The organism is Rhodanobacter sp. FW101-FHT13A11 (genome assembly GCF_058790335.1).
Genome location: NZ_JBYTCN010000010.1, coordinates 38,665 through 58,556 on the forward strand (window position 1 = coordinate 38,665; position 19,892 = coordinate 58,556).

Below are 19,892 nucleotides of genomic sequence, written 5' to 3' on the forward strand. Positions count from 1 at the left end.
GCCCATGCGCGCCGCGGCCGCACGCACGTCCTTCACGATCAGCGCAACCGGCGCCGACCGGGTCGAGACGATCGCCGGTGCGCGCCATGCCTGGCGCTTCCAGCCGCATGTCCATGCCGGCGACGAGATCGTGCGGGTGCTGGCTGGGCGGGCGCGGCTGCGCCTTCCCGATGCCTGCCGCGCGGTCGTCGCCGGCGATACCGTCGTGGCGCCGGCAGGCGTGCTCCATCGTTTCGAACCGGTGGACGGCAGCAGCTGGGCCTTCAGCTCGCGCTTCGTGCCGCCCGCCATGAACAACATCGCAACTCCCGGCCCACACGATACGCTCGGCGCACGGGCCATGGCCTTGCTGGCCGGGCGGCTTTCGCTGCACACCGACGTGGAAGCGATCGCGCAGGCCTGCGCGGTTTCCGCTGGCCACCTGGCACGTGTGTTCCGCCGCGAGACCGCCACCAGCCTGCACAACTTCCACGTCCTGCTGGCCCTGCACAAGGCGAAGGCGCTGCTGCGCCACCGCGCGCCGATCGTCGAGGCGGCGCTCGACGCCGGCTTCTACGACCAGGCCCACCTCAACCGCGAATTCGTGAGGACGTTCGGCCTGACCCCGGCCGCCTTCCGGGCCAGCTGGGCGGTGACAAACTAGGCGCCGCCCGACCCGAGCTCCAGCGCCATGTACCACGTACCCGGCACCGGGTTGTCGTAATACGGCGCCACCGCGCGAAAACCCAGCGCGACGTAGAGCTGCCGGGCCGCCTGCATCGAGGCCAGCGTATCCAGCAGCACGCGCACGTAGCCGGCCCGGGCGGCCCACGCGATCACCGCTTCGGCCAATCGCCGTCCCAGCGCCTGCCCGCGCGCCGCGGGCCTCACATAGAGGCGCTTGATCTCGCACACGCCCGGTTGCCGCCAGGGCCGCAACGCCACGCAGCCCAGCGCCGCTCCCGCGCCATCGCGCGCGACCAGGATCACGCCCCGCGGCGGCGCGTACTTGCCGGGCAGTTGCGCCAGTTCCGCGCCCACGTCCTGGAAGGAGAGATCAATGCCGAGGCTGTCGATGTACTCCGCGAACAAGCCGCGCACGGTCTCGATGTCGTCCGGCAGGCGGGCAGGTGCGATATCGATGGTCGAGGATGCAGACATGTCCGGTCACCCGCGGGAAACGGCCGCGTCACGATAGCGAACCCATGCCGCCGACGCTTGGACAATCCTGACCGGCGGCGCGCGGAACCGGCACGGATGGCGGCATCGCCTGGCACGCGGTGATGCGGTCGGCGCACGGGGTGCACGTGCCGTCGCTATGATGGCGGTCCGGTCCCCACGATGGAATGCGCCTCATGACGACAGCACATCGCCCCGCCCTGGCCCTCGCCTGCATCGCCGCCCTGGCCGGCGCGTCGACGGCCCAGGCCGCCGACACCACGGCACTTACCCTGTATCGCAGCGACAGCCCCGCGCTGTACGCCGGCAGCGGCGGCGGCAGCGTGGGCGACGGCTACGCGGTGGTGCGCGAACAGCGCCTGCTGGATCTTGCGGCCGGCACGCACGACGTGGTGGTCGGCGACCTGCCGGATTCGCTGGACGCCGAGGCGCTGGCGCTGGGCTTCCCCGACGGCGGAGCGAAGGTGCTCTCGCAACGCCTGTTGCTGGCGCAAGGCGCGAACGCCGCGCTGACCGGCCTGGTCGGGCGCGACGTGGCCGTGCTCGGCGGCAATGGCGAGTCGCTGGCCAGCGGCAGCCTGCTGCGCGCGGGCGATGGCCTGCTGGTGCGCGACGCATCCGGCCGCAGCACCCTGGTCACGCACTATGCCGCGGTCCGCGCCACCGGCGCGGACTTTCCCAGCGGTTCCAGCCTGCGCCTGCGGGTGGACGCCGCCCGCGCCGGCCCGACCCGCGCCGTGCTCAGCTATCCCACCTCCGGCCTCGGCTGGCGCGCCGCCTACGTGGCCACGCTGCAGCCCGGCACGGGTTGCCGCGTGCAGTTCGAATCGCGCGCCAGCATCGCCAACCGCAGCGGCCGCGACTGGCACGACGCGCAGGTCACCCTGGTCGCCGGCCAGCCGAACATGGCCAGGGCCACGGCGCCGCGGCCGATGGCGTCGATGGCACGCGGCTTCAGCGCCAAGGCCGAAAGCGCCGACCTGCCGCAGCAGGACAGCCTCGGCGACTACCGCAGCTACACCCTGCCCGGCGCGGTCGAACTGCCCGACGGCAGCGTCAGCCAGGTACCGCTGTACGCCAGCCGCGCGCTGGACTGCGAACGCACCGCGCTGTACGAGAACGGCAGCATCTTCCAGCCGCCGCGACCGATACTGGAGCGCGATTACAACCCGGGCGGCGGCAGCGCCATCATCAGCACGTTGAAGTTGAAGGCGTTCGACAGCCTGCCGGCCGGCTACCTGCGCGTGCTCGCCGCCGACCGCCACGGCACGCCGCAGTTCGTCGGCGAGGGCCGCATCGACGACACGCCGAAGGGTGGCGACGCCAGCATCACCCTGGGCACCGTTTTCGACCTGCGCGCAACGCGTGAGCGCACTGCCTTCCACGTCGACAAGGGCGGCCGCACGCTGGACGAGGCGTTCCGCATCAGCCTCGACAACGCCGGCGACAGCGCGCGCACCGTGACCGTGCGCGAGCACCCCGGCCGCTGGCGCCAGTGGACGCTGGTGTCGTCCGGCAGCAAGCCCAGCCGGCAGACGACGGATACGCTGGAGTTCCGCGTCGAGGTGCCGGCCAACGGCAAGGCCGTGCTGGACTATGCGGTGCGCTACAGCTGGACCGCCGACGAACAACCACAGTAATTCCGACCGGAGTTCCCCATGCTCGACCTCACCAACCACGACGACGGCATCCGCGAGATCCAGCTTGCCCGGCCGCCGGTCAACGCGCTGAACCTGGAGCTGCTGCGCGCGCTGCACGCCGCCATCGACGACGCCGTGCACGACGGCATGCGCGGCATCGTGCTGTCCGGCGCGCAGGGGCTGTTCTCGGCCGGCGTCGACGTGCCGGCCCTGATCGGCCGCGACCGCGCCGGCGTGCGCGAATACTGGCGCGAGTTCTTCGCGCTGTGCGCCACCCTGGCGCGGGCGCCGATCCCGCTGGCGGCGGCGATCACCGGCCACAGCCCGGCCGGCGGCGCGGTGCTGGCGCTGTTCTGCGACTACCGGGTGATGGCCGAAGGCCCGTACCGGATCGGCCTCAACGAAGTGCAGGTCGGGCTGATCGTGCCCGAGGCGATCCAGCTGGCGCTGCGCCGCGTGGTCGGCACCTATCGTGCCGAGCGGCTGCTGGTCGCCGGCGCGATGATCGAGTCGTCCGAGGCGCTGGCCTGCGGCTTCGTCGACGAACTCACCGGCGTCGACCAGGTCGCCACGCGCGCCCTGCACTGGCTGGGCGGGTTGCTGGCCCTGCCGTCGCACGCGATGCTGGCCACCCGCACGCTGGCCCGCGCCGACCTCGCCGCCGCCTACGCCGACCCGGACGCGCTGCCGCTGGACGACTTCGTCGACGCCTTCTTCCATCCCGAGACGCAGGCGGTGCTGCAGCAGTTGGTCGCGCGGCTGAAGAGCAAGAAATGAGTGGACTGTAGGAGCGCACCCTGTGCGCGATGGCTCTTGGTTCGTGTCGACATCAGAGCCATCGCGCACAGGGTGCGCTCCTACACGATCAGCCTTTCGCCACGGGCCGCGACGGGTCGCTGACCCAGCCGCTCCACGACGGCGCGTACAGCCGCGAGCCGTGCAGGCCGGCGTATTCCATCGCCAGCAGGTTGTAGCAGGCCGTGACGCCGGAGCCGCACATGTGCACGACCTGGTCGGGCGTCGCGCCGCCCAGCACCGCGGCGAATTCCTCGCGCAGCTGCGCCGGCGGCTTGAAGCGGCCATCAACGAGCAGGTTGTCGAGGTACGGCCGGTTGCGCGCACCGGGCACGTGGCCGGCGGCACGGTCCAGCGGCTCGGCTTCGCCGCGGTAGCGCACGGCGGCGCGGGCGTCGACCAGCAGCGGTGCCGGCGTGGCGTGCAGCGCCGTGTGGTCGACGATCACCTGCCGCGCGTCGTAGGCCAGCGCCACCTCGGTGGGCACGCGCGGGCGGACCGCGGTTTCCACCGGCTGCCCGGCGGCCTGCCAGGCGGCGAAGCCGCCATCGAGCACGGCCGCTTCGCGTATGCCGGCCAGCCGCAGCAGCCACCACAGCCGCGCCGCCGCCAACGCGCCCGGCCCGGCGTCATAGCTCACCACCTGCCGGCCCGGCACCCAGCCCCAGCGGCCGAGTAAGGCGCCGAACGCCGCCACCGAGGGCAGCGGATGCCGGCCCAGCCCTTCGGCTACGCGCGACATGTCGGAAAGGTCGCGCTCGAGATCGGCGAACGCGGCGCCGGGAACATGCCCGGCCAGATAGCTGCGCTCGCCCTGCGTGCGATCGGCCAGGTCGACGCGGCAGTCGACGATGAGCACCTCGCCCGCCGGCAACGCGGCCAGCGCGGCGACATCGATCAGGGTGGTCTTCAGCGTCATGTCCGTCCCATCCTCTCAAGCAGGTTGTACAGCATGGCGGCGGTGGCGCCCCAGATACGATGGCCGCCGTGGACGAATTCCACCATCGGGCGGCGATGGCCGCGGAACTCCATCACGTAACGGCGAAGGTTCGCCGGTTCGAGCAGGAACGCCAACGGCACCTCGAACACTTCGGCCACCTCGTCCGGCGCCGGATACAGCCGGGCCTCGGCGGCGATCTGCGCCACCACCGGCGTGATGCAGTAGCCGCTGATCGTCTCGAAACGGTCGAGGTAGCCCAGCGGCGTCACCAGCTTGCGGTCGAGGCCGATCTCCTCCTCGCTCTCGCGCAGCGCGGTGGCCAGCGCGTCGTCGTCGCCCGGCTCGCTGCGCCCGCCGGGAAACGCCACCTGGCCGGCATGCGCCTGCAGGTGGTCGGTGCGCACGGTCAGCACCAGCCGCGGCTGCACGCCTTCGCGAAAACCGACCAGCACCGCAGCGGGCTGGCGCCCGCTGCTGCCGAGCAATTCGGTCATGTCGGCATGGTTCCAGCCCGGCCCGGTCGGCGGCGTCGACAACGGCCGCAGCGCATTGACCACGTCGTCGATCATGGAACCCCGCGCAGCGGCAGGACCTCGCGCATCACCCGCAGCCGCTCGGTGTCGCTCATCGCGCGCCAGCGGCCGATCTCCTCGCCGGTGCGCAGGCAGCCGATGCAGTAGCCGCGCACGTCCAGCCGGCAGATGCCGATGCAGGGAGTCAGGGGCGGGGTTTCGGTGGGGTTCGGAACGCTCGACATGCCACGCCATGCTACCACCGCGACGCTCAGGGCTTGCCCGCTTCCGGCTTGATCGCGAGCAGCTCGATCTCGAACACCAGCGCCTCGTTCGGACCGATCCGCGGCAGGGCGCCGGTCTCGCCGTAGGCCAGTTGCGGCGGGATCACCACCTTCCAGCGATCGCCCACGTGCATGCGCGGGATCACGTCCTGCCAGCCGCGGATCACCTTGTCGACGCTGAAGCTGACCGGCGCGCCATGCGCCCAGGTGCTGTCGAACTCGGTACCGTCGACCAGCATGCCGCGGTAGTTCACGGTGACGATGCTGCTGACCGTGGGATTGATCTTGCCGTCGCCCTGGCTCAACACCGCGTACTGGATGCCCGACGGCAGCTGCACCACGCCGGGCTGCTTGCGGTTGCGCGCCATGAACTCGGTACTCTTGCGCGCGTTGGCGACGGCGATCCGCTTGAACTCGGCCAGCGCCTCGGCGTGCATCTGCTGGTCGAGGCGCTGCAGCTGCAGGTGCATTTCCTGCATCGGGACGCTGGGATGGCGCTTGGCGTACGCATCCTGGATCGCCCGCACCAGCACGGGAATCTCCACGTCCGGCCGACCGTCGGCGAACTGGCTGCCGATCTGGTAGCCGATCGCGTACGACAGCTTGGCCTTGTCGGGCTTCAGCGGCGCAGCTGCCGCCCTGGCGCCGCTCTGCGCATGCGCCGCACCGCCCAGCACCAGCAGCATGCCGAACAGCCCGCCACGCAGATGTGTCATGCCTTTCTCCACCAATGCCTTCCCTATCGCGACCGTCTCGATCCCGCCGGGTCATCCTAAGCGGTTCGCCGGCTTCGTGCAGCGACGGCGTCTCGGCTTGAGAAACCCGGCGGCAACAAAGGTTCCCGCTGCTACCATCGCGGCTTCGCATCCATCGGGAGCCGCTCATGGCCTATCGCAACCTGGAAATCGGCAATCGCGGCGCGGTGCGCACGATCGTCGTCAACCGCCCCGACAAGCTCAATGCGCTCAACCGCGACACCCTCAACGAGCTGACCATCGCCTTCGCCCAGGCCGCGCAGGACGACGCCGTGCGCGTGGTGGTGCTGGCCGGCGCCGGCGAGAAGGCCTTCGTGGCCGGCGCCGACATCGCCGAGATGAACGGCTACACGCCGGTGCAGGCGCAGGGCTTCTCGCGCGCCGGCCAGCGCCTGATGACGTCGATCGAGCGGCTGGGCAAGCCGGTGATCGCGCGCATCCAGGGCTTCGCGCTGGGCGGCGGCATGGAGCTGGCGATGGCCTGCCACCTGCGCGTGGCCAGCGAGAAGGCGAGGTTCGGCCAGCCGGAAATCAACCTCGGCCTGATCCCCGGCTTCGGCGGCACCCAACGCCTGCTGCGCCTGGCCGGCCGCGGCGCCGCGCTGGAGCTGTGCCTGACCGGCACGCCGATCGGCGCGGCGCGCGCGTACGAACTGGGCATCGTCAACCGCGTGGTGGCGCCCGAAGCGCTCGACGAGGCGGTGAACGCGCTGGCCGACCAGCTCGCTGCCACCGCGCCGCTGGCCGCCGCCGGCATCCTCGACGCGGTGCTGCAAGGCGGCGAGACCGGCCTCGACCAAGGCCTGGAATTCGAGACGCAGGGCTTCGCCCTGGCGTTCTCCACTGAGGACATGCGCGAAGGCACCACGGCATTCCTGGAGAAGCGCAAGGCGGTGTTCAAGGGCGCCTGACCGCGTAGGAGCCCGCTGGCGGGCGATGCTCTTCGGCATGTCGGAAGGCATCGCCCGCCAGCGGGCTCCTACGTGCTACTCGTTGTCGGGCCCGCGGAACTTCATTTCGCCCGCGGTCACCGGCAGTTTCAGGCGGTTTTCCGGCGGCGCCAGCGGACAGACCACGTGCGGGGTGATCGCGCACGGCGGGTTCTCGGCCAGGTTGAAGTCAAGCAGCACCTTGCCGTCCTTCGGCGCCGCGGCGTACAGGAAGCGCGCGCCGCCGTAGGTCAGCTTGCCGGCCGTGCGGTCGCTGAACACGAAGAACAGCCGGCCGTCCTCGTCGATCGGCAACAGTTCGTAGGTATGGCCGCCGCGCCGGAACACCGCCTTGCCGACGACCGGCGTATCGCTCTCGGTGCCGGTGACGTAGGCGATCCTCAGCGCGTGCGGTTGCGCGAACGGCACCCAGTCCGCCTCGATCCGCCACGAGGGATCGATCGGGAAATAGTCGAAGCCGGGGAAGTGCGTGCGCAGCGGCGCAGCGTTGTCCTTCACCCGCAGGCCGCGTTGCGCGCCGTTCTCGATCACGTACAGGTAGCTGCTGCCGAAACCCACCCGGGTCGGCGGCCGACTGCCTTCACGGCCCTGGGCGTGCAGCACGTTGACAGGGGCCGCCGGCCGGCCGTCGACGGTGATGTCGTGGGTGTCGGGCAGCCGCAGGCTGACCTGCCCGTCCGTCGCCAGTTCCAGGGTGCCCAGGTGCGCGGGCGCATCGGGGACAGTGAAGCGGTTGTCGGCGGCGCTGCCCACGCTGTTCGCGCCGGGCAGCAGCCAGCCCGATGCGGTGAGCGCGAGATAGCCGTCCGCCTGCCTCAGCTGCTCGACGCGCTCGATACGCGCCTGCTCCACCGAGGCGGCGTAGTCCTCCGGTGCGGCGGCCGCGGCGGAAAACGCGGCCAGCAGGCCCAGCGCGGCTAGCGCACCCCAGTCAGCGATGCGAGCCACGATAGTTCTTCTCGCCGGCGGTGACGCGCAGGTCCAGCCGGTTCTCCGGCGGCGCCAGCGGGCAGGTGGCGAACGGAGTGAATGCGCACGGCGGGTTGTAGGCCTTGTTGAAGTCCAGCACCACCTTGCCGTCCTGCGGCGGGTCGACGTACAGGAAGCGCGCGGCACCGTAGGTTTCCTTGCCGCTGGTGCGATCGGCGAACACGACGAAGTACTGCGCATCGCCCGGCACCTCGATCACCGGCAGGATCTCGAAGCGCTTGCCGTCGCGGGTGAATTCCAGCTTGCCCGGCACCGGGTACTTGTCGATGGTGCCGATCACCGTGCCCATCTCCAGCGTCTCGCCCGGCTGCGCCGGCACCCATCTCGCCTCGATCCGCCACGACGGGTCGATCGGGAACGCATCGATGCCGAGGAAATGCTTGCGCGTCGGCGCTTCCGCATCCTTTACCCGCAGCCCCTTGCGGCCGTCGCGGTCGATCACGTAGAAGCTCGCGCTGCCGAAGGCCACCCTGGTCGGCGCGGCACCGGCGGCGTGCGCGTCGTCCACCAGCGCCGCTTCGGCGATGGCCTTGCCGTCGATGGTGGCGCCGCTGTCCTTGTCCAACGCGATGTGCAGGCCGCCGTCGGCGGCAAGCGTTAGCGTGCCCAGGTGCGCAGGGCCGGCGCCCAGCACGATGTCGTTGTCGGCCGCGCTGCCGATGCGGTTCGCACCCGGCTGCAGCCACTCCAGGCCGATCAGACTGAGCCAGCCGTCCGCTGCGGTGAGCCGCTCGAGCCGGCCGGCACGCCACTGCTCCACACTTTGCCTGTAGTTGTCGAGGTTGGCGGCTTGCACGGTAGCGACTCCCAAAATGGCGGCGACGACAAACAGGCTGGTACGTATCATCGATATCTCCAGCAAAACTTTCCGAAGGCGCGTCAACGGCCGCGCATGAACAACCTGTCCAGCTCGGCAAGGCCGAGCTGGACCCAGGTCGGACGCCCATGATTGCATTGCCCGGAGCGTTCGGTCGCCTCCATCTCGCGCAGCAGTGCATTCATCTCGGGAAGGGTCAGGCGGCGCCCCGCGCGCACGGAACCGTGGCAGGCCATGGTGGAGAGCAATTCGTTCTCCAGCTCCTGCAGGCGGCGCGAGCTGCCGTGCTGGGCCAGTTCGGACAACACGTCGCGGCTGAGCTGGCCCACGTCGGCGCCTTCCAGCAGCGCCGGGATGCGCCGCACCACGATCGTCGCCGGACCGCTGCGCGACAGTTCCAGGCCCCATTCGGCCAGCGCCTCGGCATGTTCCTCGGCGGCCGCCGCCTCCTTCGCGCTGACCGCGATGGAGAGCGGCACCAGCAGCATCTGCGAGCGCAGGTTGCTGCAGGCGCGGCCGGACTTCAGCTTCTCGTAGGTGATCCGCTCGTGCGCCGCGTGCATGTCCACCAGCACCAGGCCGTGCGCATTCTCGGCCAGCACGTAGATGCTCTTGAGCTGCGCGATCGCGTAGCCCAGCGGCGGCGCCTCGCCCTCCTCCGCGGCCGGCATCGGCGCGACAGCGACGGGCGGCGACGGCGCGCCGAGCAGCGCGGCGTATTCGGCCATCGGGCTCTCGCGCGTGCCCAGGCTGAGCCTGCTCTGGCTGAACTGGCCGGACCAGCTCGCCGGAGCGGACGACGCGTACGCATGACCGGCAGCCGGCGAGGTTTCCGGCGCCGGCGGCGTGCCCAGCCCCGCGCGCGTCTGCGCCAGCGCCTCGTGCAGGGTGCGGAACAGGAAGTCGTGCACTAGCCGCTGCTCGCGAAAGCGCACCTCGTGCTTGGCCGGATGCACGTTCACGTCGACGCCGGCCGGGTCGAGCTCCAGGTACAGCACGAAGGCCGGATGGCGGCCATGGAACAGCACGTCGGCGTACGCCTGGCGCACCGCGTGCGCGACGATGCGATCGCGCACCAGCCGGCCGTTGACGTAGAAGTACTGCGCGTCGGCCTGTGCCCGCGACGCCGTCGGCAGGCCGACCCAGCCGGACAGGTGCAGCCCGGCCGCTGCGTGGTCGATGCGCAGGCTCTGCGCCGGGAAATCCTCGCCGAGCACCTCGGCCACCCGCTGCAACTGCGCCTGCTCGTCCCGCGCGGCCTTCCAGACGCGCACCGGCTTGCCGTTGTGGCCGAGCCGGAACTCCACCGAGCTGCGCGCCAGCGCCAGCGACTTCAGCAGGTCGTCGATGTGCGCGAACTCGGTGCGCTCGGCGCGCATGAACTTCTTGCGCGCCGGCACGTTGTAGAACAGGTCGCGCACCTCGACGCTGCTGCCCGGCGGATGCTGCGCCGGACGCGCCGCGTGCAGCCGGCCGCCATCGACCTCGATGCGGAACGCGCCATCCTCGCCGCGCACGCGCGAGACGAGCGCGAAGCGCGACACCGACGACATCGAGGCCAGCGCCTCGCCGCGGAAACCCATGCTGGCGACGTGCTCCAGGTCGTCGAAGCTGCCGATCTTGCTGGTGGCGTGCGCAGCCACCGCCAGCGGCAACTCGTCGGCATGGATGCCGCCGCCGTCGTCGCGCACGCGGATCAGCCGCGCCCCGCCGGCCTCGATGTCCACCTCGATGCGCGTGGCGCCGGCATCGAGGCTGTTCTCGACCAGTTCCTTGACCACCGAGGACGGCCGGTCGATGACTTCGCCGGCAGCGATCTGGTTGATGAGTTCGGGGGAAAGCGGACGGATGACTGCCATCCGCCAACTTTAGCAGCGAACGCGGGCCATGCCGCGGGCGGCGGTCAGCCGGCAGGGATGGTCAGCGTGGTGCCGGCGCGGACCGTGTTGCTGTTGATCTGGTTCGCGCTCTTCAGCGCGCTGACGCTGACGCCATACTGCCGCGCGATGCTGCCCAGGCTTTCGCCGCGGCCGACCTTGTGCACGTCGCGCGCGGGCGACCCGGCGCGCTGCGCGACATCCTCCGCAGCGCCCGCATCGTCGCGGGACGCCAGCCTGACGCCGCTGCGGCGGGCAGCCTCGGCGGCAAACCAGGTACCCGGCGGCGGGGTGGATTCGAAGTAGTTCTTCACGCCGTCCATCACCGCCTCGGCCAGCTTCCTCTGGTGCGTCGGATCGCGCAGCTTGCGCTCCTCGGCCGGATTGCTGATGAACGCGGTCTCGACCAGGATCGACGGCACGTCGGGCGAGCGCAGCACCACGAAGTTCGCGCGCTCGACATAGCCGCGGTGGGTCGGCCCCAGCTGGCCCAGCGCCTTGAGCACGTTGCCGGCGACCACGTCGCTGGCCTGCATCGCCCAGCCCTGCTGCAGGTCCAGCAGCACCTTGGCCAGGCTGTCGTCCTTGTCGTCCAGCGTGGTGCCGCCGATCAGGTCGGCGCGGTTCTCGCGGTCGGCCAGCCAGCGCGCGGCCTCGCTGGTCTTGCCGCGCGGCGACAGCACCCAGACCGACGAGCCGCGGGCGTCGTCGTTGACGAAGGAGTCGGCGTGGATCGACACGAACAGGTCGGCGTTGTGCTCGCGGGCGATCTGGTAGCGCCGTTTCAGCGGAATGAAGTAGTCGCTGTCGCGGGTCAGCACCGCCTTCATGCCGGGCTGGCGATTGATCTCCGCCGCCAGGTTGCGGGCCACCGACAGCGTGACGTTCTTCTCGAGGGTGCCGCCGGGGCCGTGCGCGCCCTGGTCCTTGCCGCCGTGGCCGGCATCGATCGCCACCACCACCTGGCGCTGGCCGTTGAGCATCGCCGCCGCCTGCTCGGCCGCCACGCGGCGGCTGTGCGTCGGGTTGCTGTACTGCGGAACCGGTGCCGCGACCGCTGCGGAAACGGCCGCAGGCGCCGGTGGAGCAGCCTTGTCGGCAGCCTTGGGCGCGGCCTCCGCGACAGCGGCCGTGGCACCGTCGTTGCCGGGGTACAGATCCAGCACCAACCGGTAGTCCGAACCGCTGGCCGGCTTCAGCACGAAGCTTTTCAGCTTGCTGGCGGGGGCGACCTGCGCGGTCAGCTGCAGGCTGTCGCCGATGCGGGCATGGCTCATGCCGCGGAACAGGCCCTGCGCGGCCGGACTGGAGAAATCACGGGCGGCACGGCTGCCGGGCAGGTCGACCACCACCTGGCCATCCTTCCGGTCGACCGTGTAGCGGAGCGGGCCGGTGGCATCGAGTACCACGCGGGTGTATTCGGGGCCAGCCCAGACCCGGGCGCCTTTCACGTCGGCGGCGCGCAGCGCGCAGAGCGGCAGCGCCGCCATGATCGCGACGACGACAACCCCACCCCAGTTGTTCAGGCAGCCCCTCATGGGCCGCATTGAAACGCAGCGCTGCATGGAATGCAAGAGGGTTTTCCCTTGAATATCCATGACCTGCAAGCTATTTGTCAGGTCGTGTCAAGTTACAGGCCACCGGCCGCATCTCTCCGGCAGTTCCTCGCCGGCACCGTCGGATCGACAATTTCCAAAGAAAATCAGCACTTAGCCAGGCGCGCCAGCAAGCGCTCGCCACGGCCGGTGAACGCCCGCCAGGCGGCCTGCCGGCCCGCGCCGGCATAGTCGAGCTGCAGTTCGAGATCCGCCGCCGGCAGCGCGCCTGTACCGCGCTCGGGCCACTCCACCAGCACCAGCGCGGCCGGGTCGGCCAGCGCATCCAGGCCCAGCCACTCCAGTTCGCCGGGATCGGCGATCCGGTACAGGTCCAGGTGCCAGGCCGGCCGGTCGCGCGTCGCATAACCCTCGATCAGGCTGTAGGTCGGGCTCTTGACCCGCTCGCCCACCCCCATGGCCGTCAGCAGGGCGCGGGCGAAGCTGGTCTTGCCGGCACCCAGCGGGCCGTGCAGGTAGAGCACCAGGCCAGCGTCCAGCGCCTGTGCCAGACGCGCGGCCAGCGCGGCGGTGGCGGCCTCGTCGGGCAGCGGCCACGGTCCCTCGGCTTGCTCAGTCATGCCCGAACCCGCTTTCCGCCAAGCCATTGCCCAAGGCCCGCAGCGGGGCCAGCAGGTCGCCGGCCAGCATGCCGCGTTCGCCCTGCCGCGCGGCGCAATCGCCGGCGCGCGCGTGCAGGCCCACGCCGAGGCAGGCAGCCTGCCATGCGCTGCAACCTTGCGCCAGCAAGGCAGCCACGACGCCGGTGAGCAGGTCGCCCATGCCACCCGAGGCCATGCCTGGGTTGCCCCACGGACAGACGTCCAGACGTCCATCCGGATCGGCGATCAGGCTGCCGGCGCCTTTCAGCACGACGACCGCGCCATGCCTGAGCGCCAGTTCGCGTGCCGCGGCGAAACGATCCTGCTCCACGGCGGCGGTGGCCACCCCGAGCAGCCGCGCCGCCTCGCCCGGGTGCGGCGTCAGCACGGTCGGCGCGCCGAATCGGCGCGGCTCGCGGGCGAGCAGGTTCAGGCCGTCCGCGTCGAGCACCAACGGCTTGCCCGCATCCAGTGCGGTGAGCCACAGCGCATGGCCCCAGGCGGCCTGCCCCAGGCCCGGCCCCAGCGCCAGCACGCTGGCGCGTTCGAGCAGCGGGGCCAGCGACTGCGGCCCGTCCACCTCATGCGCCATCAATTCCGGCCGCGCCGCATTCAGCGCAGACACATGCGCGGCGCGCGTCGCTACGCTGACCAGGCCGGCACCGGCGCGCAGCGCCGACTCGCCGGCCAGGCGCACCGCGCCGGCCATGCCGTGCTCGCCGCCGATCACCAGCACGTGGCCGTAGTTGCCCTTGTTCGCATAGCGGGCGCGCGGCGGCAACGCCTCGGCGGCCAGCAGTTGCGCGTCGGGCGACGCGCCGGCGTAGACGCTGTCGGGCACGCCCAGCGTGGCCAGCTCGACCGCGCCGGCCTGGTCGACCGCGCGGCCGGTGTACAGCCCGCGCTTGCCGGCGATGAAGGTGACGGTGGCGTCCGCGCGGATCGCCGCGCCGGGGCAGCTGCCGCTGTCCGTATTCAGCCCGCTGGGCACGTCCAGCGCCAGCACCGGACGGCCGCTGCCGTTGATCGCCTCGATCAGCTGCGCCGCCGCCGGTTCGGGAGCACGGTTGAGGCCGATGCCGTACAGCGCGTCCACGTGCAGCTCGGCTTCGGGCAACACACTTTGCGCGTCCCACAAGCGTATCCGGCCGCCGCCCGCTTCCCACGCCGCGCGCGCCGCGGCGGCATCGCCGTGCGAGGCGCCGGTCAGCGCCACCAGCTCGACCTGCAGGCCCGCCTCGCGCGCCAGCACGCCAAGCAGGAAACCGTCGCCGCCGTTGTTGCCGGGGCCGCCGTGGATGCAGACCTGCCGCACTTGCGGCCAGCGCCGGCGCAGGCTGTTCAGGGCGGCAAGGGCGGCGCGGCGCATCAGCTCGGGACCGGAAATGCCCAGCGCCGCCAGCGCGGCGCGCTCCATCGCGCGCAACTGCCCGACGGTATGGAGATGGCGGCTGTACGGGTGGACTGGCATGCGCGGATTATAGGCATGCGCCACGCCTACAATAGGCCGATGTCCAGCACCGAGATCCACCCTCCCGATTACGCCACCCTCGCCCGTGACATCAAGCGCTGGGCGATCGAGCTGGGCTTCGCCGAGGCCGGCATCAGCGGCACCGGACTGGGCGAGGACGAACAGCACCTGCTGCGCTGGCTCGAGCACGGCCATCACGGCGAGATGGAATACATGGCCCGCCACGGCACCCGGCGCAGCCGCCCGGCCGAGCTGGAGCCGGGCACGCAGCGGGTGATCTCGGTGCGCATGGACTACATCCCGCCTGGTACCGCGAACGCCTGGGAGGTACTCGGCGACGCCGAGGCCGGCTACGTGTCGCGCTACGCGCTGGGGCGCGACTACCACAAGCTGATGCGCGGCCGCCTGCAGAAGCTGGCCGAGCGCATCCACGGCGTGGTCGGCGACTTCGGCTACCGCGCCTACGTGGACTCCGCGCCGGTGCTGGAGAAGGCACTGGCGCGCAACGCCGGGCTGGGCTGGATCGGCAAGCACACCGTGCTGATCAACCGCCATGCTGGCTCGTACTTCTTCCTCGGCGAGCTGTACACCGACCTGCCGCTGCCGGTGGATGCGCCCGCCACGGCGCACTGCGGCAGCTGCACGCGCTGCATCGAGGTGTGCCCGACCCAGGCGATCCTGGGGCCGTACCGGCTCGACGCCAAGCGCTGCATTTCCTACCTCACGATCGAGCTGAAGGGCAGCATTCCGGAAGAGCTGCGCACGCCGATGGGCAACCGCATCTTCGGCTGCGACGATTGCCAGCTGGTATGCCCGTGGAACAAGTTCGCGCAGGCCACCGCCGAGCCGGATTTCGCGCCGCGGCACAGCCTGGACGGGGCGAAGCTGGTCGAGCTGTTCGGCTGGAGCGAGGAAGAATTCCTCAGGCGCACCGAGGGCATGGCGATCCGCCGCACCGGCTACGCGGGCTGGCTGCGCAACATCGCGGTGGCGCTGGGCAATGCGCCGAGGTCGGCGGCGGCGATCGAGGCGCTCAACGCCCGCGCCGACCACCCTTCGGCGGTCGTGCGCGAGCACGTCGCGTGGGCGCTGGCGAAGCAGCGCGGCTGAGAGTCCGTTCGAAGGCCTCAGGCCGCGGCCATCTGCTTCGGGATGGAATGGTTGGTGTGGCTGATGCGGTTGCCCGGACCCGGTGCGATGTAGACACAGGTGGGCTGGTACTGCTCCAGCTCCGCCTCGCTCAGCTGCACGAACGCGGCAATGATGATGATGTCGCCCGCCTGCGCGCTGCGCGCGGCGCTGCCGTTGACCGAGATGATGCCGGAACCTTCCTCGGCGCGCAGCGCGTAGGTGACGAAGCGCTGGCCGCTGTTGACGTTCCAGGCGTGGATCTGCTCGTACTCGCGGATGCCCGAGGCATCCAGCAGCAGACCGTCGATCGCGATCGAGCCTTCGTAGTGCAGCTCGGCGTGGGTCACCGTGGCGCGGTGGATCTTGGCCTTGAGCATGTTCAGGTGCATGACGTTACTTTCCGGCAGGGACAGCCTGCAAAGTCGGCGATTATCGAACCGATGACATTGCACCGCAACATCGACGGTACCACGCCCCGATATGCGGGCGGCTCAGTCGAACAGCAAGTTGTCGATCAGGCGGGTGCCGCCAAGGCGCGCCGCGACCAGCGCCACCAGCCCCTCGCGCTCGCCGTCGGCCGGTTCGGCCAGGTCCTCGACGCGGCGGATCGCCACATAGTCGGGCACGAAACCCGCCCGCGCCAGACGCGCCGCGGCGGTCTGCTCGACCGCCTGCCACGGGTGGCCCTGCGCCAGCAGCCCGCGCATCTTCTGCAGGGTATCGTGGATCAGCGGAGCGCGCGCGCGCTCCTCGGCGCTCAGGTACTGGTTGCGCGAGCTCAGCGCCAGGCCGTCGGCGGCGCGCAGGATCGGCGCCGCCACCACCTTCACCGGCAACCCGAGGTCGCGCACCATCCGCTCGACCACCTTGAGCTGCTGGAAATCCTTCTGGCCGAACACCGCCACGTCCGGCTGCACCAGGTTGAACAGCTTGCACACCACCGTGGCCATGCCGTCGAAATGCCCGGGCCGATGCGCACCCTCCAGCGTGTCGGTGATCTGCGGCACGCGCACGCTGACGCTGTGTTCGGGGCCGAACGGATACATCGTGGCCACGTCCGGCGCGAACAGCAGGTCGCAATCCTGCTCCGCCAGCGCCGCCTGGTCCTGCGGCAGGGTGCGCGGATAGCGGTCGTAATCCTCGTTCGGGCCGAACTGGGTGGGGTTGACGAACACGCTGGCGACCACCCGCTCGGTGCGCGCCCGCGCCAGCCGGATCAGCGACTGGTGGCCGGCGTGCAGGTTGCCCATGGTCGGCACGAAGCCCACCGTCTGGCCCTTCTCGCGCCAGCCGCGGATCGCGGCGCGCAGGGAGGGGGCGTCTTGTACGGTCTGCATGCGGCGGGCTCGCTGGTCAGTTGAAGCAGTGCTCGGGGGCCGGAAACGCGCCGCTGCGCACGTCTGCGGCATACGCGGCGATCGCCGCGGCGACAGAATCGCGCCCGGCCAGGAAATCCTTGCTGAACTTCGGCCGCTTGCCCGGGGTGATGCCGAGCAGGTCGTGGATCACCAGCACCTGGCCGTCGCAATGCGGGCCGGCGCCGATGCCGATCACCGGGATCTGCAGCGCCGCGGTCACCCGCCGGCCCAGTTCCACCGGCACGCCCTCCATCACCAGCAGGTCGGCGCCGGCCGCCTGCACCGCCAGCGCCTCGGCCAGCACGCGGTCGGCAGCCTCCTGCTCGCGGCCCTGGATCTTGAAGCCGCCGAACTTGTGCACCGACTGCGGGGTGAGGCCCAGGTGCGCGCAAACCGGGATCGCGCGCGCGGTGAGCGCGGCGATCGCCTCCAGGATGTGCGGCGCGGCGCCCTCGATCTTCACCATCGCCGCGCCGGCCTCGCCGACCAGCCGCGCGCCCGCTTCCAGTGCGTGCGCCACGTCGCGGTCGGCCATGAACGGCAGGTCCGTCACCAGCAAGGTGGCCGACAGCCCGCGCGCCACCGCGGCGGTGTGGTAGACCATATGTTCCAGCGTCACCGGCAGCGTGCTGCCGTGCCCCTGCACCACCATGCCCAGCGAATCGCCGACCAGCGCGATGTCGACGCCGGCCGCCTCCAGCTGCCAGGCGAAGCTGGCGTCGTAGGCGGTGAGCATGACGATGCGCTGTCCCTGCGCCTTCATCGCGCGCAAAGCGGGTACGGTCACTGGCTTGCGCTCGGGAGCACTGGCGTTCTGCACGTACACGGCAATTCCTGAAAGTGGGGGAGACCGCCGATTATCCGGCGCGGCAACGCAAGGGCTCAAGCCACTCGTTCGCAGCCTGTCTGGTCGAGCCGTGACAGCAGCTCGGCCACCATGCCCTGCCCGGGCAGGTGCAGCGTGGGCGCAATATCGTGCAGCGGCAACAGCACGAACGCGCGTTCGGCCATGCGCGGGTGCGGCAGGCTCAGCCGCGCGTCGTGCAGCTGCACGCCATCGACGTGCAGCAGATCCAGGTCCAGCGTGCGCGGCCCGTTGCGCTCGGCGCGCACGCGGCCGGCGCGCTGCTCGATCGCCAGCAGGGCATCCAGCAGGGCGTGCGGCGACAACGCGGTATCCAGCTCCGCCGCCGCATTGACGAACGGCGGCTGCTCCGTCACGCCCCACGGCGGCGTGAGGTACAGGCGCGAGTGCTGCAGCAGGCGGGTTTGCGGCAGCCGCGACAGCTCGTCCAGCGCATCGAGCAATTGCTGCCGCGGGTTGCCGAGGTTGCTGCCCAGGGCGACGTAGGCCAGGGTCACGCGGAGCCCGACTTGTTACCCGACCGGCGTCGGCGCCGGCGCGGGCGCGGCGGCTTGGTAACTGCCGGTACCACGGCATGGTGCTCGACGGCCCCGCCGCCGGCCGGCAGCGCCGCCGCCAGCACGTCCGGCGGCAATTGCTGCGCATGCGCCCACCACCGCCCCAGTTCGCGCAGCGCCGGCGATTCGTCCGCGCGCAGCAGCAGGAAGTCGAACGCGGCGCGGAAGCGCGGGTGCGCCATTAGGCGGAACACGCGCTTGCGCTGGACCTGCTCGAAGCGCGGCTGCAGCGACCAGATCTCTTCCATGGTGAAGGTGAACCGGCGCGGGATCGCCACCCGTTGGCACTGCTCGCCGACCACCTGCGCGGCGGCGCGCGACCACGCCTCGTTGCCTTCGACGCCGCGGCCGATCAGCTGTTGCGCCACGTCGCGCACCTCGCCCCACAGCAGCACCGCGAACAGGAATGCCGGGGTCACCGACTTGCCTTCGGCGATCCGCGCGTCGGTGTTCGCCAGGCCCTGCTCGATCAGCGAGCGCAGCGCCTCGTCGCCGCGCCGGAGCGCGCGCGCGGTGGCCGGGAACAGGAATTTCAGCAGGCCGCTCTGTTCCAGCATGCGGAAACTCTTCAGGCCGTTGCCGGCCAGGAACATCTTCAGCGACTCGTCGAACAGCCGCGCCGGCGCGGCGTCGGCCAGCAACGGCCCGAGCGTCTCGAACGGCGCCATCGCGGCGGCATCGATGCTCATGCCGAGCTTGGCCGCCAGCCGCGCGGCGCGCAGCATGCGCACCGGGTCCTCGTGGTAGCGGGTGTCGGGATCGCCGATCAGACGCAGTACGCGGTCCTCGAGGTCGCGCATGCCGCCGACGTAGTCGCGTACCGAGAAATCGCTGATGTCGTAGTACATCGCGTTGACGCGGAAGTCGCGGCGCACCGCGTCCTCCTCGATGCTGCCCCAGATGTTGTCGCGCACGATGCGGCCGTCGACGATGTGGCGATCGCCCTCGCCGCCCTCCTCGCCGGTACCGCGGAAGGTGGCCACCTCGATGATCTCCGGGCCGAACACCACGTGCGCCAGCCGGAAGCGGCGGCCGATCAGGCGGCAGTTGCGGAACAGCTTCTTCACCTCGTCCGGGGTGGCGTCGGTGGCGACGTCGAAGTCCTTCGGCCGCAGCCCCAGCAGCAGGTCGCGCACCGCGCCGCCGACCAGATAGGCCGCGTAGCCGGCCTCGTTCAGGCGGTACAGCACACGCAGCGCCGCCTTGCTGATGTTCTTGCGCGAGATGACGTGCTGGTCGCGCGGAATGATCCGCAGCGCCAGCGTGGGGTCGGTCCTTGATTCGGGATTCAAGCGGTCGGGATCCTGGCAGGGCGGCTGCCCCTTCGGTTGCAATATATCGCGGTGCGCAGCGCCGCGAATCGTCCCGGGGCGCGGGGCGCTGGCGCCGGCAGGGCGTGTTTCCGACCGGCGCAGGACGATGCATGCCAAGCATTGCCGGGTGAAACAATTCCGCTATACTAGCGCGCCTCGCAACATAACGCTCCCTTCGTCTAGTGGCCTAGGACACCGCCCTCTCAAGGCGGGAACACGAGTTCGAACCTCGTAGGGAGCGCCATTTGTTTGTGCAATCGTCCATGATTGCCGCTATCCGGA

The 19,892-nt window shown here is 70.8% G+C and carries 19 protein-coding genes, 1 tRNA gene and 1 pseudogene; 6 read left to right on the forward strand and 15 right to left on the reverse strand.

Translation table 11 applies throughout. The features are described from left to right. Window positions 1-4 precede the first annotated feature (4 nt). A complete protein-coding gene (locus AC3WRN_RS12180; RefSeq protein WP_492623156.1) occupies window positions 5-643 on the forward strand; it encodes a helix-turn-helix domain-containing protein in 639 nt (212 codons plus the stop codon). On the opposite strand, the gene AC3WRN_RS12185 is transcribed toward AC3WRN_RS12180, so the two are convergent. Further along, a complete protein-coding gene (locus AC3WRN_RS12185; protein ID WP_492623157.1) occupies window positions 640-1,140 on the reverse strand; it encodes a GNAT family N-acetyltransferase in 501 nt (166 codons plus the stop codon). The genes AC3WRN_RS12180 and AC3WRN_RS12185 overlap by 4 nt on opposite strands. A 194-nt stretch (window positions 1,141-1,334) precedes the next feature. Between AC3WRN_RS12185 and AC3WRN_RS12190 the strand changes: the two genes are divergently transcribed. Further along, window positions 1,335-2,798 carry a DUF4139 domain-containing protein gene (locus AC3WRN_RS12190; RefSeq protein ID WP_492623158.1) on the forward strand — a complete coding sequence of 488 codons (1,464 nt, stop codon included), beginning with the start codon at window positions 1,335-1,337 and terminating at the stop codon, window positions 2,796-2,798. 18 nt (window positions 2,799-2,816) lie between these two features. Further along, a complete protein-coding gene (locus AC3WRN_RS12195) occupies window positions 2,817-3,575 on the forward strand; it encodes an enoyl-CoA hydratase/isomerase family protein (RefSeq protein ID WP_492623159.1) in 759 nt (252 codons plus the stop codon). Window positions 3,576-3,663: 88 nt separating this feature from the next. Here AC3WRN_RS12195 and AC3WRN_RS12200 read toward each other — a convergent pair whose 3' ends face one another. The 3 genes and pseudogenes from AC3WRN_RS12200 to bamJ form a co-directional block, all read right to left on the reverse strand. Then, window positions 3,664-4,512 carry a sulfurtransferase gene (locus AC3WRN_RS12200; protein WP_492623160.1) on the reverse strand — a complete coding sequence of 283 codons (849 nt, stop codon included), beginning with the start codon at window positions 4,510-4,512 and terminating at the stop codon, window positions 3,664-3,666. After that, window positions 4,509-5,290 (reverse strand): annotated as a pseudogene (locus AC3WRN_RS12205) (NUDIX hydrolase). The gene AC3WRN_RS12200 and the pseudogene AC3WRN_RS12205 overlap by 4 nt, the downstream one beginning before the upstream one ends. A 26-nt stretch (window positions 5,291-5,316) precedes the next feature. Next, window positions 5,317-6,045, reverse strand: coding sequence for a BamJ family beta-barrel-assembly machinery protein (gene bamJ, locus AC3WRN_RS12210; RefSeq protein WP_492623161.1), 729 nt, complete (start codon window positions 6,043-6,045; stop codon window positions 5,317-5,319). A gap of 167 nt (window positions 6,046-6,212) precedes the next feature. Between bamJ and AC3WRN_RS12215 the strand changes: the two genes are divergently transcribed. Further along, window positions 6,213-6,995: an enoyl-CoA hydratase-related protein gene (locus AC3WRN_RS12215; RefSeq protein WP_492623162.1), complete on the forward strand. Its 783-nt coding sequence runs from the start codon at window positions 6,213-6,215 to the stop codon at window positions 6,993-6,995. A gap of 75 nt (window positions 6,996-7,070) precedes the next feature. Here the strand turns inward: AC3WRN_RS12215 and AC3WRN_RS12220 are convergent, their stop codons facing one another. The 6 genes from AC3WRN_RS12220 to AC3WRN_RS12245 form a co-directional block, all read right to left on the reverse strand. Next, window positions 7,071-7,982, reverse strand: a complete 912-nt coding sequence (locus AC3WRN_RS12220; RefSeq protein ID WP_492623163.1) for a DUF1684 domain-containing protein — start codon at window positions 7,980-7,982, stop codon at window positions 7,071-7,073. After that, on the reverse strand, window positions 7,966-8,871 hold the full coding sequence (locus tag AC3WRN_RS12225; protein WP_492623164.1) for a DUF1684 domain-containing protein: 906 nt from the start codon (window positions 8,869-8,871) through the stop codon (window positions 7,966-7,968). Before AC3WRN_RS12225 ends, AC3WRN_RS12220 begins: the two co-directional genes overlap by 17 nt. Window positions 8,872-8,903: 32 nt before the next feature. Further along, window positions 8,904-10,700 (reverse strand): DNA mismatch repair endonuclease MutL, encoded by a 1,797-nt coding sequence (gene mutL / locus AC3WRN_RS12230; RefSeq protein WP_492623165.1) that lies wholly within the window; start codon window positions 10,698-10,700, stop codon window positions 8,904-8,906. Between the two features lie 44 nt (window positions 10,701-10,744). Next, window positions 10,745-12,256 (reverse strand): N-acetylmuramoyl-L-alanine amidase, encoded by a 1,512-nt coding sequence (locus AC3WRN_RS12235; protein WP_492623166.1) that lies wholly within the window; start codon window positions 12,254-12,256, stop codon window positions 10,745-10,747. Window positions 12,257-12,420: 164 nt separating this feature from the next. After that, on the reverse strand, window positions 12,421-12,894 hold the full coding sequence (gene tsaE, locus AC3WRN_RS12240; RefSeq protein ID WP_492623167.1) for a tRNA (adenosine(37)-N6)-threonylcarbamoyltransferase complex ATPase subunit type 1 TsaE: 474 nt from the start codon (window positions 12,892-12,894) through the stop codon (window positions 12,421-12,423). After that, window positions 12,887-14,386 carry an NAD(P)H-hydrate dehydratase gene (locus AC3WRN_RS12245; protein ID WP_492623168.1) on the reverse strand — a complete coding sequence of 500 codons (1,500 nt, stop codon included), beginning with the start codon at window positions 14,384-14,386 and terminating at the stop codon, window positions 12,887-12,889. Before AC3WRN_RS12245 ends, tsaE begins: the two co-directional genes overlap by 8 nt. Before the next feature lie 15 nt (window positions 14,387-14,401). On the opposite strand from AC3WRN_RS12245, the gene queG reads away from it, so the two are divergent. Then, window positions 14,402-15,496, forward strand: coding sequence for a tRNA epoxyqueuosine(34) reductase QueG (gene queG / locus AC3WRN_RS12250; RefSeq protein WP_492623169.1), 1,095 nt, complete (start codon window positions 14,402-14,404; stop codon window positions 15,494-15,496). Between the two features lie 17 nt (window positions 15,497-15,513). Here queG and panD read toward each other — a convergent pair whose 3' ends face one another. The 5 genes from panD to pcnB all read right to left on the reverse strand — a co-directional run bounded on the left by panD (window position 15,514) and on the right by pcnB (window position 19,589). After that, window positions 15,514-15,906 carry an aspartate 1-decarboxylase gene (gene panD / locus AC3WRN_RS12255; protein WP_492623170.1) on the reverse strand — a complete coding sequence of 131 codons (393 nt, stop codon included), beginning with the start codon at window positions 15,904-15,906 and terminating at the stop codon, window positions 15,514-15,516. A gap of 102 nt (window positions 15,907-16,008) precedes the next feature. Then, window positions 16,009-16,854: a pantoate--beta-alanine ligase gene (gene panC, locus AC3WRN_RS12260; RefSeq protein WP_068096703.1), complete on the reverse strand. Its 846-nt coding sequence runs from the start codon at window positions 16,852-16,854 to the stop codon at window positions 16,009-16,011. Window positions 16,855-16,870: 16 nt separating this feature from the next. Then, on the reverse strand, window positions 16,871-17,701 hold the full coding sequence (panB, locus tag AC3WRN_RS12265; protein ID WP_492623171.1) for a 3-methyl-2-oxobutanoate hydroxymethyltransferase: 831 nt from the start codon (window positions 17,699-17,701) through the stop codon (window positions 16,871-16,873). 56 nt (window positions 17,702-17,757) lie between these two features. After that, window positions 17,758-18,237 carry a 2-amino-4-hydroxy-6-hydroxymethyldihydropteridine diphosphokinase gene (folK, locus tag AC3WRN_RS12270; protein ID WP_492623172.1) on the reverse strand — a complete coding sequence of 160 codons (480 nt, stop codon included), beginning with the start codon at window positions 18,235-18,237 and terminating at the stop codon, window positions 17,758-17,760. Then, window positions 18,234-19,589, reverse strand: a complete 1,356-nt coding sequence (gene pcnB / locus AC3WRN_RS12275; RefSeq protein ID WP_492623173.1) for a polynucleotide adenylyltransferase PcnB — start codon at window positions 19,587-19,589, stop codon at window positions 18,234-18,236. The genes folK and pcnB overlap by 4 nt, the downstream gene beginning before the upstream one ends. A 189-nt stretch (window positions 19,590-19,778) precedes the next feature. Between pcnB and AC3WRN_RS12280 the strand changes: the two genes are divergently transcribed. Then, window positions 19,779-19,854, forward strand: a tRNA-Glu gene (locus AC3WRN_RS12280). Window positions 19,855-19,892: the final 38 nt, after the last annotated feature.